The sequence below is a fragment of the Psychrobacter sp. TPE 89C genome (assembly GCF_055522395.1).
The window spans coordinates 14,523-30,185 of sequence record NZ_JBVFXW010000006.1; the positions used below are offsets into that span (position 1 = coordinate 14,523).

Sequence of the window (15,663 nt, forward strand, 5' to 3'; positions counted from 1 at the left end):
GCCTTCTCTATACTGACAAGCTTTTATCGTGCGCACTGGAGCCATTGGATGCCCGACTTTTCTCATTTAGCCATTGATAGCTTGCCATTAGCCTTTGGCATCATTATGGCCATTATCGGCTTGGTGTTTTATACACAAAGTCTACCTGGTAGGTTTTGGCGACGGTTTTATGCAATCTTGCCAGGTATTGTGCTGTGTTGCTTTATACCTGCGACGCTGAATAGCTTAGGCGTCTTCGCTGATGGTATTGGCTCACAGATTTACGGATTTACAGCGACTTATCTGCTGCCAGCAAGTTTACTACTGATGACTTTATCGATGGACGTGCCCAAAATATTGGGCTTGGGTTGGAAAGCGATTGCGATGTTTTTCGCGGCCAGTATCGCCATTATCATTAGTGGTCCTATTAGTCTGGGCGTCGCTAAATGGATATCGCCTGGCATGTTCACAGATGACACGCTATGGCGCGGATTTTCAGCGGTGGCGGGTAGTTGGATCGGCGGGGCGGCCAATCAAGCCGCGATGAAAGAGCTGTTTGGGGTTAGTGATGATTTATTTGGCATGATGATTTTGGTCGATACCACCAATGCTTCATTATGGTTATTGGCTATCTTGGTCATGGCCAAGCATAGTGAGAAAATAGATCGGTTTTTGCGGGCGGATACCAGCAGTATTGATAAAGTGGTTAAAGCTGTTGAAAATTATGAGCGTGACAATGAGCGACCAGCAACCTTAAATGATTTGATGGTGATGTTTGGTTTGTGCTTTGCCATGGTAGGAGTAGCGCATTTCGTCGGAGGTCAAATTGCAGGATTTTTTGCCCCATACAAATGGGCAGTCCAGTATAGCTTTGCTAGCTCATTTTTTTGGATGGTGGTGATTATCACCTTAATAGGCGTCATTTTTTCGTTTACTAAGATTCGTCGACTTGACCATGTGGGTGCATCAAAAATCGGCACCGTATTTATCTTTGTATTAATCGCCGCGATCGGTATGCAAATTAATCTGGCCGGTATCGTCTCGCAATGGCGACTATTACTAATCGGTCTGTTATGGATGAGTATTCACGTCGTGATTATTTTTGCTGTCGCTAGACTCATTCGAGCACCGTTCTTCTTTTTGGCGGTTGGCTCCAATGCCAATACTGGCGGTGCTTCTTCTGCACCAATTGTGGCAACTGCGTTTCATCCGTCACTGGCTCCAGTTGGGGTGTTTTTGGGTATTTTAGGTTACGCAGTAGGGACGTTTGGCGGTTATATCAGCACCCAATTGATGCGCTTGGTGGTGTCTTAATGTCTAAGCTGTCATTCTATTAATAGTGTTTTTTGCTAAACAAAACCCGCATTTATGTGGGTTTTCTATTATTAATGATTGGGTGACTTGAGTTATCGTTTTGTCTATCTATGCTATCGATACGTAAGCCTAGCCATAGCCTTGTATGAGTACGTGTTAACCTTTCTGCTAATTGAATAAAGACAAATAGGCATGTCAGGAATAAACAACGACTTAATAGGAACAGTAGCACTATGGCAAACCCAAAAAAATTAGAAGAAAAAACAAGTATAACAAGCACAGTAAAGAACGCTCTCTATAACTCTGACCAAGATAATATTCAGGTCAGAGGCGCGCGTGTACATAACTTAAAGAACGTTGATGTTGATTTACCTCGCAATGCTTTGGTGGTCTTTACCGGTATATCAGGCTCAGGGAAGTCGTCATTGGCATTTGGTACGTTGTTTGCCGAGTCACAACGCCGCTATCTTGACTCTGTATCGCCTTATGCGAGACGGCTGATCGATCAGGTTGAAGAGCCAGACGTTGATTCCATAGAGGGTCTGCCGCCAGCAGTAGCCTTACAGCAAAAAAGAGGTACGCCTTCAGTGCGCTCGTCTGTGGGTAGCGTGACGACGATATCCAATGGTCTACGCATGTTGTACTCACGCGCAGGAGAGTATCCGGCAGATCAAGGAATACTATATGCCGATGCGTTCTCTCCCAATACGCCAGATGGTGCTTGCCCGATTTGTTCAGGTATCGGCCGAGTATTTGAGGTCACTGAAGAGTTGCTGGTCCCAGACAATACTAAGACCATCCGTGAGCGTGCGATTGCAGCATGGCCGCCAGCGTGGCAAGGTCAAAACCTTAGCCGTATATTGACTACATTAGGCTATGATATTGATAAACCATGGCGTACATTACCGAAAAAAACACGCGACTGGATTTTGTTTACGGATGATACGCCAACAGTGCCTGTCTATCCTGAATACAACATCGAACAAACGCGCGATGCGATTGAGAAAGACGAAAAGCCAAACTACATGGGCACTTTCACCAGTGCCAAAAATTTTATTTTGCACTCTTTTGCCACGACCCAAAGCCCGCGTACCAAAAAACGTGTCTCGCAATTTATGCAAATATCTGAGTGCCCAGAATGTCACGGCAAAAAATTAAAGAAAGAATCGCTTTCGGTTAAGTTTGCAGGACTCGATATCGGTGAGTTATCACAGCTCACACTGACTGAAATGGCACAAAAACTGGAAAAAACTGCTCGTACCAAGGTAGCCGATAACACATCAAACCGCGAAAAAGCTATCGTTGCTCAGCGTATCGCCAGTGACATTCTCTCTCGTGTTGAAGCGCTGACAAGGTTAGGGTTAGGCTATCTCTCGCTTGAGCGTACCACACCGACACTCTCTCCTGGTGAGCTACAGCGGTTAAGATTAGCCACTCAAATTCGCTCGCAGTTGTTTGGCGTGGTATATGTCCTTGATGAGCCATCGGCAGGTCTGCATCCCGCTGATACTCAAGCATTACTAGGTGCGTTGGATGAGCTGATTGCAGCTGGTAATTCTGTGTTTGTCGTTGAGCACGACGTTAGTGTCATTAGACATGCTGATTGGATAGTCGATGTCGGGCCAAAGGCAGGTACGCATGGCGGCGAGATTGTCTATAGTGGGCCTGTAGATGGTCTTCGTGAGGTTGCGCAGTCGCATACTGGTCAATATCTCTTTGCCAATGCTACATCTAACGCTCAGTCTAAAACTAGTACAAGGCAGCCACCAGCCTGGCTTAAGCTTGCCAACATTGAGCGAAATAACATCACAGGATTAGACGTTGAGTTTCCGCTTGGGGTGATGACCAGCGTCACAGGGGTATCAGGCTCAGGCAAATCAAGTCTCGTCAGTCAAGCATTGGTAGAGCTTATCAATGAAGCATTGGGTCAAAAGACAGTCACAGAAGCGCCTGTCGGTGAGGCAGACTTACTTGAGCAAGAGCTTGAGTCAGTAACTGGTGGTGAAATCGTCGCTGGCATGGAGTACGTCCGCCGTCTTATTAATATCAATCAAAAAGCGATTGGGCGTACACCGCGCTCTAATTTGGCAACCTATACGGGTTTGTTTGACGATGTGCGTAAGATTTTTGCAGCGACCAAGCAAGCAAAATCTCATGGCTATGATGCTGGCAGGTTTTCATTTAACACCACAAAAGGTCGCTGCTCAAATTGCGAAGGCTTAGGGTTTGTCAGTGTTGAGCTGTTGTTTTTGCCAAGTGTCTATGCGCCTTGTCAGGTATGTCATGGGCAACGCTATGACGAGGAAACGCTAGCAATCACTTATCGAGACAAAAACATCGCTGAAGTTTTGAATTTAACAGTTGAAGCAGCTCATGAGTTTTTTGCTGATGAAGCGCCTATTTTTCGTGCATTAGAGGCATTGCTACAAGTTGGACTTGGTTACTTACGTTTGGGTCAGCCTGCCACCGAATTATCAGGCGGCGAAGCGCAGCGGATTAAGCTTGCCACCGAGCTGCAGCGTGTGCAACGAGGTGACACGCTATACATCTTAGATGAACCAACCACAGGTCTACATCCTGCTGATGTATCCATGCTAATGACACAGTTAAATGGTCTCGTCGATGCGGGCAATACCGTCATCATGGTTGAACACGATATGCAAGTGGCGAGCAACAGCGACTGGATTATTGATATCGGGCCAGAGGCTGGAGATGCGGGCGGAGTGATTGTTGCTCAAGGTACACCACATGACGTTGCTCAGTCAAAAGACAGCCGTACTGCACCGTTTTTATTGGTGTAATGGTGCTATATTTATATCAGTGTCTTTACATCAGTACACGTTACTGATGTAAAAATGAGTATTAGAAATAGAATTTTTCTAATACTCATTTTTTTATAAATATAAATAAATATCTATGCAGGTGTCTCTTGCTGCACTTGTAAACGTTCAACTCTATCTAGATAACTGTGTCCTAGCTCTGGCTCTGCCGAAGCGATCCAAGCGGCATATCCTGACAGCGTATTTAAAGTCTCATCAGAGCGTAATGTGCCGCCTGACTCTAGGTTATGAACGGCCGCGCGTAACATTTTTTTGATTTGACGAGATACCCTAGGTACGCCTTGTCCATTGACCACCATGCCAGTAACGTTATGCTGATTTCCTGTACGAATCACACGTGTCTTGTCGTTATTCAGCGCAAACCCTTCTTCTCGTAAGATTTTATTCACTGATCCTAAGAGTTGACCAATCAATTGGTTGTGCTTAGTGTCTGAATCGCTCTTTGCAGAGGTGAATTTCTGACTGGATACCGCCAAACTAAACGTTAAATCATCAGCATAGCGGCTATAGCGCAAGCCAATTTTGTCAGCTAGTCCCGTTAAGCGTCGATCTAAATTTAAGCAGACGATATTGGATAGTGCAGGGCTAGTAGGTGCACCTTGTGGCAAAGCTCTATCACCCAACGCCACATAGTAGGTAACGCCATCTTGTTTGATGATTTGCCTGGGTGCTTCGGTGCACAATAGCGCTAGTAGCGTGGATATTTGTTCTTGATAACCTGCATGACGGAACACGCCTTTGACGCGGCGCCAGCTGACACTAGGGAAGAAGTCTTTGACATCAAGCTTAATAAGCAGCTCACTATTGCTGTGTACGGCTGCATTGGTCACGATAGATTTGCCACGAACAAAACCATGTGCGGCATCATGCGTCGTTAAGTTGTTTAAGACTTGATGCAAAATCCAGCGCTGTACAAACTTCAAACGCGGTATGGGTGACCAAATTTGACGTGCTGTGCCATTGCGTTTGGCAATAGTGAAATGCGAATAGGCCAGATTGGTTGCGACGTCCCTTTGATAGCAGAGTCCTTTCAACTGGGGAACAGTTAGGTTAACTGCGTCTGCTAGCTCAGTATGCTTGTTGAGTAGTGGCAATTTATTTTCAATAAGGCGATTGGACGCGTCTTTGATATCCCATTTATCGGCACTGGTGTCATCTGACCAGTAGACTTGGTGACCAAGATGAACAATATGGTGAGCTTTATAGGCTTGCCACGCTGATTTTTTAAGGATTCTTTCTTCTGCTGCCTCTTTTTTCAAGGCTTTTTTATAGCGATCCCGTTCTTTTGGGCTCATATTATCGACAGGTTGGCGATCTACCATAAAGCCGTTCTTCACCAGCTGCTGCTGAACGTATTGATAGCGTCCGCCTGCCAGCTCAATGTCTTGCCATAGTTGCTGCCACTGTCGCTCAAAGGGCGTGGCATTAGGCACAGGGGTTATATAATCATTCTGCTGCTCTGTCTGCGTCGTCATACCTTACACCCCTTGGTTTTCGATAAAGCCTTTGGCTTCAAATCTGGCAATATGTTGTAAATAAGCCGCTTTGGCTTGAGCAGGTTGGTTAAACACGAAGTGCTGATGCGTACTGTCATCACCCGTGGTCTGCTCAATCGTTATTTTTTTATGTGCGATAGTCAGATAGATATAAGTAATGCAGGTCTCATCTGTTGCGGCAATCGCTTTGTCTTTGATATTGTCCGTCTTATTATCTAATGATGGTTCTGAGGGCTGCGCCAATGCAGATAAGTCCATCACCAAATCTGAAGGTGCTGTGATAGCCTCGTTTTTATACTGAGTGGCAGCTTTAGTGGAATGGCGAATAGAGTGACGAACAGGCACACGCTGACTCAATATGCGAGTGTCATGCCAGCTGTCATTTTTGGCAGTGGTACTGTCGTAATTATTATAACTGAGCCTTAATGCTATGAGATGTGCACATACACCTTGTGTGAGTCGGTGTTGTAAGTACTGCGGACAGCTACATTCTGCTCGGCTGACCAGTACTTCATCGCCCAGTTGTAGCTGACTGTGGTAAGTACGTCGATCCTCTTCAACATAGATATCAGCACTAATGCTCACGCCTTTGGTAGCGACAGTCTCGACAGAGAACTTCTGCACGGCATCCGCACGGCCAATCAAATCAAAGGCCTGTTTTTCTGCTTCATTGTGGTAAGCGAACTGCGCCATATCAAGCGGTGTCTGCGTCAATGGTCGATAGTAATAGCTCCCTTTCGCAATATCATAACGAATCAAGCCTTGCTGCGTTCCTGCTAGCAGCCACTGTCGCACTTGTGCTTGCGTGATAGGCGCTGATTTTAATTCTGACTCTTGCATTGTTAGCTGCTGGGTTAATGCGTCTACCGTACTTGGGCAGCGAGTAAGAATATCAACGACCTTTACTAACCCACTATCAGTACTTTCTGCTATTTGTTCACTTACTTGCTCGCTATTCGCACTAAGTGTGTTTTGCTGTGGGCGCTTGGGTAGTAACAAGTCAAAGTTTAACGACTGTGACCAATTGGCTTGGCTAAAGCCTGTCATGGCAAAGGTGAAATGAAAGCCTTTACCTTTTAGTGTCCAATAGCTTGGCATGCCTTGACCCAATAGAGATACCGAAACGCTGTCAGTATGTGGCAACAGGCGTTTTAATAGGCTGAGACGACGGCGACCCCATAAGCGAATGAGCTTTGCTTGTTGACCTTGATAGGGCTTTTGCTGTTGGCTAACTTGGCTGGTGACAGTGATGTCAAAAGGTTCTAATATAATCACTGGCAGCTGCTGAGGTCTAAGCTCAATCAACAATCCTCGGCGCTTGCCTTTGATGTCAGCATGCATACGCAGCTCAAATAGCACGTTATACAATGCGATTGGATCAAGATGAATGGTGTCTTGTGGCAATTGACCTGCAGACTGTACTTGTAGCAGTGCTCTGATCCAGCTTTTGGGCACATTGATGCGCTTTTCTATGATCTGTTTTTTTACGGTGGGCGTGGCCACTGTACTATCAGTATCTGCTTCAGCTGTCTCTGGCATGGTTTCGAGTAATTGTAAGCCGACCGCTTCATGACCAATGTCTAATATCGTTTGTTGATGATCGCGAACTTTCTCAATACCGTTAAACAACGCCGCACTGTAATCAATACTTGTGGTACCAAGGGTAGGTTTAGCACTTTGCTCAAAAATCTCATTGGTCAATGTCAATTGAGCATAGCAACCTTCATCACGGCTAAATACCTCAAAGCTAACACTTTGCTCATGCACCTGAATAATCGGGTCCAAAATACAAAAGGCGAGCGGGTCATTGTCGAATAGCCATGTGAAGTAATCACGCTGCGCAGTAAATAGGTTTTTATTGCTGCTGGCACGGCGCATCTGCATAAAGACCGTATACGCTGAGCGATCTTTTGGCACATAACGGTAATCGCTACTGACCACATCAAATAAGGCTAGCAAACTGTCACGAAAGACAAGGGGAGACTTGACCTTACCGTGGAAGTTAACCTCCGAACGATTCAGCTGAGCAAATAGTGCCACATGCTGAGTGTGTTCTCTTGTTTGCGCCTCCGACAATGAATCTGACGATTCGTTAACTTGACTGATTTGGCTAGGGGCGGCGTAGTCCAACTGCATCATCAGGCCATCAGTGTTGGCTACTACTTCTGACTCTGTTTCTGATGCTTGGTCTAATTGATTGTCTATAGTCATTGACTGTCTCCTTCACCCTGATTGCTTTTTTGACTGCTGTCCTGACTATTTTGTGCTGCGATGGTCGAGCTAGGTTGCGCCTCCATATTGACAGATGACAACGGACGCTTTTGCTGCGCTCGTATCATGGCACGTTGCCAGCGGCGTAGTACTTTATAAGCAAGCTTCTGAATGTCTGAATTTTCATGTGCCATGAGCGTCGTCAGCCATTGTTCAATATTTGGATCATGTAGCTGTCCAAGCGCTTCGATGGCACGGATACGAACCGTCAGCTCCATGTTGTCATTACTCGCACAATGATAGAGTGCATCAGCGTCTTTGGCTCTGATCCACTGTAGTAGCTGCTGATTGATTGGTATCTCGGTAGACGAGCCCTTATGTTTTAGCGCATTCTTTACTACCGTTATTATGGATTTTTGGGTAGATGTACCGCTTTGTTCAATACGAGCAATCACAGTTCCTAGCAAGGCTTGGTTGTCATAAGTAAGCTGCGATTGAGTTGCTGTCGAGACAACGCTCAACGTTGGCAAGATACTTGATAGCACCTTATCTTCAGCGGCAGGTCTAGCCAGCAATGCTAACAGCGCTTGCTGCCACCAATCACTGACGGTAGTAGAGAGTAATGCAATAGAGGTGATGGTCAATGGTTGACGAGCATCATTGAGCCAATCAAGCATTGCCACGATCTGCTTAGTAGCCGCTTTGTCGACAGCGCCTTTGGCAGTTGTAATGGCTATATGACGCATGATTAGCCAAACCAGTTGTCTGATGGTGCCACCCACTTGCTCAACCATATCAATCCACTGACTATTATTGATGGTCGTTGGACTGCGGTTGATGATGTCGATAAGCGTATGCCATTGCTCGCTTGCAGTACCAAAACGCTGCTGCAACGTCGCAACCATTTCTTTGTCTAAATAGTTAGTTGGATACTGGGTCAGATAACACAGTCCAATATGCTGTGTCAGAGGATTACTACTAATCAACGCGGTAAGCTGCGATGTTGGCATGTCTTGCTTGGCCATAATGGCATTTTGCAGTGCCATCAAGATGTCGGATGGCAAGTGCGCGCCATGCTGGGTGATAAATGCTGCCAGCTCATCGATGCTGCTATTATCAATGATACGCTTTAGACTCAAATGCTCAGTCTCTTCTATAAAGTCATTGTTATGGCTTTGAATGGCTGCCCAATCATAAGGGTAAACCTGCGATGCGAGGCTGCCCCAAGTTTTCTGTGCCGCCGTATAAGCCGCCATAAGCACAGCACGGTCTAAATTGCTCGTCTTTAAAATATCTAAGATTAATGCTTTATTGGCATCGTTATTATTCATCTGCAATAGCCATACTGCATGCCTTTGCGGACGGAAAAATATGGCTTTATCAAGATGAAGGCGTATATAGCTGCGGATTTGTTCCCAAGCAGGCGTTGTGTTGAGCCAGCGCAGTCCATTTAACCAATGGACAATGGCGGGATTGGTGAAATGGATTGCGGGGTCTGACAAGTGCGATTTTAATAGCTCAAAAATATGCGGACTATGCTCAAAATCACCACCTTGTGCAAGGCGACCTAAGGCTTCGCTAGCCACGTCTTGCAGGTAATGCTCATCATCTTCGGCCAGTTTGATTAACTTATCATAGGCTTTGTACAAGGTATGAACCTGTAAGTTTTTATCAGCATTGTCCGCAGGCGAGCTATCATTAGGCGAGTGAGTATTTTGACTTTGGTTGTTACTGCCTAGCAACTCGCCAATGGCCAATACACTGCAGCTGCGGAATTCAGCATCAGGGTTGTAATCTATCGTTGCCATCAAGATATTGACCCCATCAGAGTGACCGCACTTAGCCAATCCTTCAGCCGCGGCAAATTGCACATCAGCGTCTTTATTACGCAGGGCATTTTGTAGTGAGGCAATGCTGCTATGTCGTCTTTTGGCTCGATATGCCAGTGCCTCGACCAATTTAAAGGTATGGTTAGCTGGCATCTGCTCGTAGGCTAGCGCTAAAGCGGTATCAATGCGCGAGGATAAATCGCTGTCGCCCGATTGTACCCATGCCAGTGACGGTAATAGCTGCGCGGCAAGCGCATAATCACTATGATTCATAAGCGTAGTAAACAGCGATAACAAGACTTGCGAGTCTCTAGGGTGCTGACGTTGTAACCAGCGCGTGTCTTCACGCTCCTCCAAATAATCCTCAATTTTTTGATCGTAACCACTGATTTTTACTAAGGTATCAAATAAATATTTACGCTCTTCTTTATTTTTTTGCGGCGTGTGCTCAAACAGACTTTCTAAACGCTGTAGTAATGGCGCCACGAGATTCGTGTTACGTAGGTCAGCGATATCCCAATAAATAAACTGCTTAGGTTTGTTGATATGTGGATCATCAAGTAAGGCTAATAATCGTAAGTGCGCTTCATTGGCGACCTGTTCAGCAGTCGCAATATTAAAGCTGCTCTCTAAATCATTATTAAAGCCATCATCTAAAATATTCTTATTGATGAATTGGTACGACGTGAGTGCCTCAGTAAGTAATTTCCAGCTACGATATCTCTCATTACTGGACTGAGCGTCTTCAGCAAAATCAAACAAGTCATCAAATAGCGTGCTGTCCGCAAAGAGTACGTCATGAAACTCGACCAGTTGACTCAGTGCTTGATATTTTGCATTCCAATCATCACTCTTCACAGCGTGCAGCAAAAACGTCAGTTTGTCTTGGCGCTGCACTGACGGCGATTGACTGTTTGCAAAGGGCGTGACGATGACTTGTTTCCATTCAGCAACGATCTGAGGCAGTAGCGACTGACAATAGGTCTGTAGCCCAAGTAAGCTAGCAGGCAGATGGCCTAGTCGGTCTTTTAGCAGCTGATAGATCTCTTCTGCTAAGGTGTGATTATTGGTTTTTAACAAATCAATGAGTTGTTGATCAGCGCTACTACTGACAGTAGCTGTATCCGATGGTTTGCTTTGCTGCTGTACGGTATTGTTATTTGCGGTATCTAACAATAAATCCAAGCCGCGTTTTACCATGTCACGGTAGGGCGTGCTCATGGCATAGTCAGCCAGCTTTTTGGCAGGCATATCCAGCTTATACAAGCATGCCCAAGCCAACTCACGAGTGTCAAAACTACTGTGGTTGAGTAGTGGCAACAACACGCGACTGGTACTGTCTCGCCAGTCCTCATCGTTATTAGTGTTGTTATTGGTGTTAAGCTCTGATGGTTGAGTAGCAAGCCACATTAGCCCTCGAATGGCTTGGTCTGTGGTGCTGCTATTAGTATAATAATCATCGCCTGCGCGTATGACGCCAATCCAAGCACCAAAGGCAAGAGACTGGTATGGATAATGCACCTCAGAACTGTCTTGTTTGTCAGTAGGAGAATCACCTACTGTTTGCGCATCGCCTACTACCTCAACGATGGCTGTAACGGGGTGAGCACTTAACAATGCCTGCAAACTGCGTTGCCATTTTTGTAATGTCTCAAACACATCGTTCTCATCGTCATAATAATCATGAGCGAGTAATTCAGATAAGTGGCAAATGACACTAATGGTTTGTGCGCGTACCAATGGTTGCTGATGGCGACTGAGGTTGGCGAGCTGTTGTAAGTTCTCGGTACTGACGGTTGTCAGGATACTTGCTCGGATAGAGGCCGTATTATGCGACTGTCCTTTAGCACCACCTTTATCTACCATGTTTGGCATGGCATCCATCATCATTGTAATGACTTCAGAGTGAGCGGATAAAACACTGCCTAATTTACGTGACAAGTAATCACTTAGGTACTGCCACGTTGACGATAGTGCTGGCTGGTTATTAGGGTGTTGTACGTCATTTGGGTAACGAGCGAGTATATTGGCGTAGACTACTGCCGTGTCATTATCTGCAAAGCTTAACGCTTCTATCAGCTGGTTAAGTCGACCAGTGCTAGTAGTGTCTGTTTTAGTAGCTTGCAGGCTATCTTGCCAGTCATCTTGTAAGTCATTAAATATCAATAACAGTCTGGCTGCCACTGCATAGGACTCTGACTCAAACAAAGGCTGTAATTGCCGTGCATGTGTAATACCTAAACCGTGCTGCGCTTGTAGCCAATGCGTAGGCGTCATCGGTGCAACAAGCGTACTCAGATTGTCTGTCTCGTCTCTCTTATGAGTGAGGAAGTACTGCCCGCGAGCATCACCCAAAATAGCCAAACACAAACTGGCTGATTGACTGATAATGGCGCGCTCATCTTTTTGCCATTTCACCAGTAGATCAATGTCCTCAAAAGAGACTATCTGCGTAATCTTTGGTGCAAGAGGTTTAAAATCAGCATCAGGGTGGTGTAGATATTTAGCATACCAACCTAGCGCATCATGCTTTGATGGGTATGCCAGTTTAGACAAACCAAACAGTGCTTGGCTTACATGACTGTGCCACTGGGTATAGCTGTCACTTTTCTTGCCTTGAGAGGGCATAGGCAACTCTAAGTAGTGCTTAAATACTTGGTACGCTTGTTCATCACTTCGCTGTGCCTGTTCTTCGTCAGTGTATAAGCGTGATTGGCTGGCAAGTAGTTGAGCGACTGTTAGCTGAATATCAGGATAAGGACTGTTGAGGGCTACGGTAATCAATGCTTCGTGATGATTTGATTGATCATCGGTGCTACTATCATCTAGGCTACTGTGATCCGCTAAAATAGTAGGTTGTAAGTCTGTCAGTGCTAAAGCGACCGTCAAAGCTTGTTTACGCAGCTCAATACTGTCATCAGCGAACATAGCCACTAGAGCTGGCATCAGTTGTGTCAGCTGAGTCGTATTCGCTCTGGCTTGCACTGTCGTAAGGGCCAGTTGCTTGGTATCAGTATAAGGGCTGGCAAGTGCGTTTAACATTACGTCAGCAAACCCTAAATGCTTGCTTTGTTTGAGTGCGATGTCAAAGGCTTGTTTGCGAATAGCGGCAAACGTATCTGCAAAAAACAAGGTTAAGACAGCTTGATTAGTCTTTTGGTGATTCGTTTCTTCAGTGTTATTGGTTTTATTCGTTTTATGCTTCGAGTTCATCGCTAGCAACAGTCGTTGCCATTCTTCTATCGCCACTTGGTGCACATCTTCAAAAAGGTTTTGCTGCAATAGCTCAATAATGTCAACGATAGCACTGTCAGAAACATTTTTAGAAATATTGTCAGATGACTGCTTAAATTGGCGATTTAATAGAACTTTAACCACTTCTAACCGAATACTGGTAAAAGGGTTGTTCAATGCCTGTAGCAGTATGTCTGTCATCTCTGACGACATCTGAGTGCTTTTATCACTGCTATCACTACTATGTGCGCTATCCGGTGCAACATGCTTTAAAAACAGTGCTAAAGACTGCTCGTGAATGTCTTGATGTTTAGAAGCAAAACCCGTCGCTGCCCAAGATAATGCATTGTCTGCCAATTTGCCATAGGCTTGCATGGCGACTTGGCGCACGCCAGCGTCCTTATCATCTAGTAATGTCGGTAGGACTGCTTTGGCGTCTTCTATATTTAAATGACCAAGCGCGGTGGCCACACCAGCACGGATGATGGCGCTGTCATCATGGCTCATCAGACTAATCAGGGTGCCAAACGCTCGTTTGTCTTGTAGGCAAGCCAGCGCATAAGCCGCTCGGAAACTGATATCTTCGTGACTATTGCTTAAGCTTTGTAATAATGGCTCTAACGTGTCATTGCTTAGATTTATAGATTCAGTAGCAGACTTCTTGGATTTGGCCGTTTTAGCCTTACTCTTAGACTTAGATGCTTGGGTATTATCTGCTTGCGAGATAAAATCTTGCGTAGATAAGGTTAAACGGATCGCCTCATCGGATTCTGATGGTTTAACACTATTATCATTTGCCGCTGTGCTGCTAGCATTATCTAGTAGCGTGCCGCGCAGTAAGCGAAAGTCATCAAAATCAGACAGGGTACGTAATGTTTGCGTGTCACCTTGCTGTTTCAATGCCTCTATCAACTTAGGCTGAGACAGCAATGAGACGTAAAACGCTGTTTGCCTAATCTCTGTATTACGATGATTCTGTAGCAGCATCAATTGACGTGAGACTTCAAGGTGATTTAGCATACCGCGCTGATACAGACGAATTAACCCTGATTGGACAATGTCTGACTGATTGCAGTCTAATGCCATCAAATCTGCTTGCGGACTGTTCTCTGGCAACAGTGTCTCAAGTGAGGCCAATGCTTGCTTGCGAATATTCGCAAAACTGTGTGACAGCGCTTCTCTTAAAATAGGTAAGATGCGGCGCTGGCTGGTGGCATCCTTCATTGCAACCTTTAGGTAACCTTGTAACGCAGAGGCCACCACTTCCTCGTAGTAACGGTTTTTGAAGGCTTCTTCTAAATAATGCAGCGGGCGCTTCGCCGTACTTGCGCGGTCGGCCAAGGCATGAAAAGCAGCAAGGCGTACTTTTGCACTGTGCGCCGAGCTTAGTTCCTGCTCTAAAACCTGTGCAGTTTTATCAAGATTAGTAGTAGCAACCCACTGTACCAATTGCAATGCTTGGTTAGCCGTGAGCGTGTCGCTATCAGCAAGTAATTTTTTAACCAGCTCTAACGTTTGGTTATCTGCTTGCGCCTGTAGCAGCGCCAAGCCTTCTTTAAACGACACATCATTATTGTTTGAGGCATCTGTCAGTAATTGACCGACTCTCTGATAACCGTCTTTGATAATATAATTGACTGGTAATAGCTTGCTATTTTTTGCCGTACTATTTTGTGAGGTGCTATTCTGTGAAGTACTTTGAGTATGGTCAATAGGTATGAAACGTAGGCTCTGATCGGCACTGACGACGATGAGCGTCGGTTGTTCAGCGTAAGAAGATAAGACAATCTGTCGAGCCTTGGTTAGATCCTCTTTACAGCTGTTTGGCTGACCTTTATCAAATGCCCATGATTTGACGCTCTTGTCATCTGCTGCGGTAAATAATCGAGTATCTGAGACACAAAGTGCCGTGATCATTTCGCTGTGTTGGCTAGACTTAGCTCTATCAACAGGGTGGAGATCGCCTTGGACATGAGTACGGTATAAGCACTTATCTGCGCCTGCTGAGAAGAAGTACTGCCCAACTGGCTCAAAGCACAGCGCGTTTACTTTACCTTGGTGGAGCTGTTTGCGGCTACTTAGATTGAGCTGCGCGTTATCTGAGGTCCATTGATAGCTACTAACAGCTCCTGTTTTATCTGCCACGACTAACCACGAGCCATCATTTGAGGTTGCTAGCGCTGTTAATGCAGACTCCTTACTTGATGCTGCTATAGAAGACGAATAAGGCTCAATGATGACAGTACTGCTGGCCTGACTATTTTGATAAGGCCATACTACGATATGTTTTGGATATAAGATAGCCAACGCATCTTGTAGTGGTGCCATTGCTACAGCACGGCCTATAGCACTGTTGTTATCTTCAGGTGCATCAAGCAAGGATGTAGCACTAGTCTTCTTAACTTTCTTGGCTTGCCAATCCGTTTGGTAAAGATGACCATCATCACCAATCATAACAATAGTACTGTCATCTATCTCGGTGATGGCTTGCATCGCACAAGGCAGCGCAGTTGTCGATAAGCTAAATTGCTCACCTTGTTGATCAAGGACGTATAAGACCGTAGCAGATGCTTGCTGCTGGCGAGTAATAAAAAGACTGCGCCCATCTTGCTTGGTTGTCTTTTGAGTTGCCGCTTGAGTACTGTTGGCCTTACTGACTAGGCCAATGATTTGACCCCAATAGGGGAGTGTTATTGTTTTCATGGTGTTATCTCAGTTGAGGTGACGTCATATTTTTTAAAGTATCTATTTATCCATGTC

The 15,663-nt window shown here is 45.5% G+C and carries 5 protein-coding genes; 2 read left to right on the plus strand and 3 right to left on the minus strand.

Annotation, left to right across the window (positions count from 1 at the left end):
* The first annotated feature begins 48 nt into the window (after positions 1-48).
* On the plus strand, positions 49-1,293 hold the full coding sequence (locus tag ACZW67_RS03380; RefSeq protein ID WP_465182150.1) for a DUF819 family protein: 1,245 nt from the start codon (positions 49-51) through the stop codon (positions 1,291-1,293).
* A 233-nt stretch (positions 1,294-1,526) separates the two neighbouring features.
* Positions 1,527-4,094 carry an excinuclease ABC subunit UvrA gene (uvrA, locus tag ACZW67_RS03385; RefSeq protein WP_465182151.1) on the plus strand — a complete coding sequence of 856 codons (2,568 nt, stop codon included), beginning with the start codon at positions 1,527-1,529 and terminating at the stop codon, positions 4,092-4,094.
* A gap of 113 nt (positions 4,095-4,207) precedes the next feature.
* Here uvrA and ACZW67_RS03390 read toward each other — a convergent pair whose 3' ends face one another.
* The 3 genes from ACZW67_RS03390 to ACZW67_RS03400 are packed head-to-tail and all read right to left on the minus strand — an operon-like array spanning position 4,208 to position 15,606.
* Positions 4,208-5,608 (minus strand): reverse transcriptase family protein, encoded by a 1,401-nt coding sequence (locus tag ACZW67_RS03390; RefSeq protein WP_465182152.1) that lies wholly within the window; start codon positions 5,606-5,608, stop codon positions 4,208-4,210.
* Positions 5,609-5,611: 3 nt separating this feature from the next.
* Entirely contained in the window at positions 5,612-7,840 is a 2,229-nt protein-coding gene (locus ACZW67_RS03395; protein ID WP_465182153.1) for a hypothetical protein, read from the minus strand.
* Positions 7,837-15,606, minus strand: coding sequence for a HEAT repeat domain-containing protein (locus ACZW67_RS03400; protein WP_465182154.1), 7,770 nt, complete (start codon positions 15,604-15,606; stop codon positions 7,837-7,839). The genes ACZW67_RS03395 and ACZW67_RS03400 overlap by 4 nt, the downstream gene beginning before the upstream one ends.
* Between the last annotated feature and the right edge of the window lie 57 nt (positions 15,607-15,663).

Bases quoted from the DNA above. Each gene is read 5' to 3' on its own strand.
- ACZW67_RS03395 (WP_465182153.1), bottom strand. From the start codon at position 7,840: ATGACTATAGACAATCAATTAGACCAAGCATCAGAAACAGAGTCAGAA.
- uvrA (WP_465182151.1), top strand. From the start codon at position 1,527: ATGGCAAACCCAAAAAAATTAGAAGAAAAAACAAGTATAACAAGCACA.
- ACZW67_RS03380 (WP_465182150.1), top strand. From the start codon at position 49: ATGCCCGACTTTTCTCATTTAGCCATTGATAGCTTGCCATTAGCCTTT.
- ACZW67_RS03390 (WP_465182152.1), bottom strand. From the start codon at position 5,608: ATGACGACGCAGACAGAGCAGCAGAATGATTATATAACCCCTGTGCCT.
- ACZW67_RS03400 (WP_465182154.1), bottom strand. From the start codon at position 15,606: ATGAAAACAATAACACTCCCCTATTGGGGTCAAATCATTGGCCTAGTC.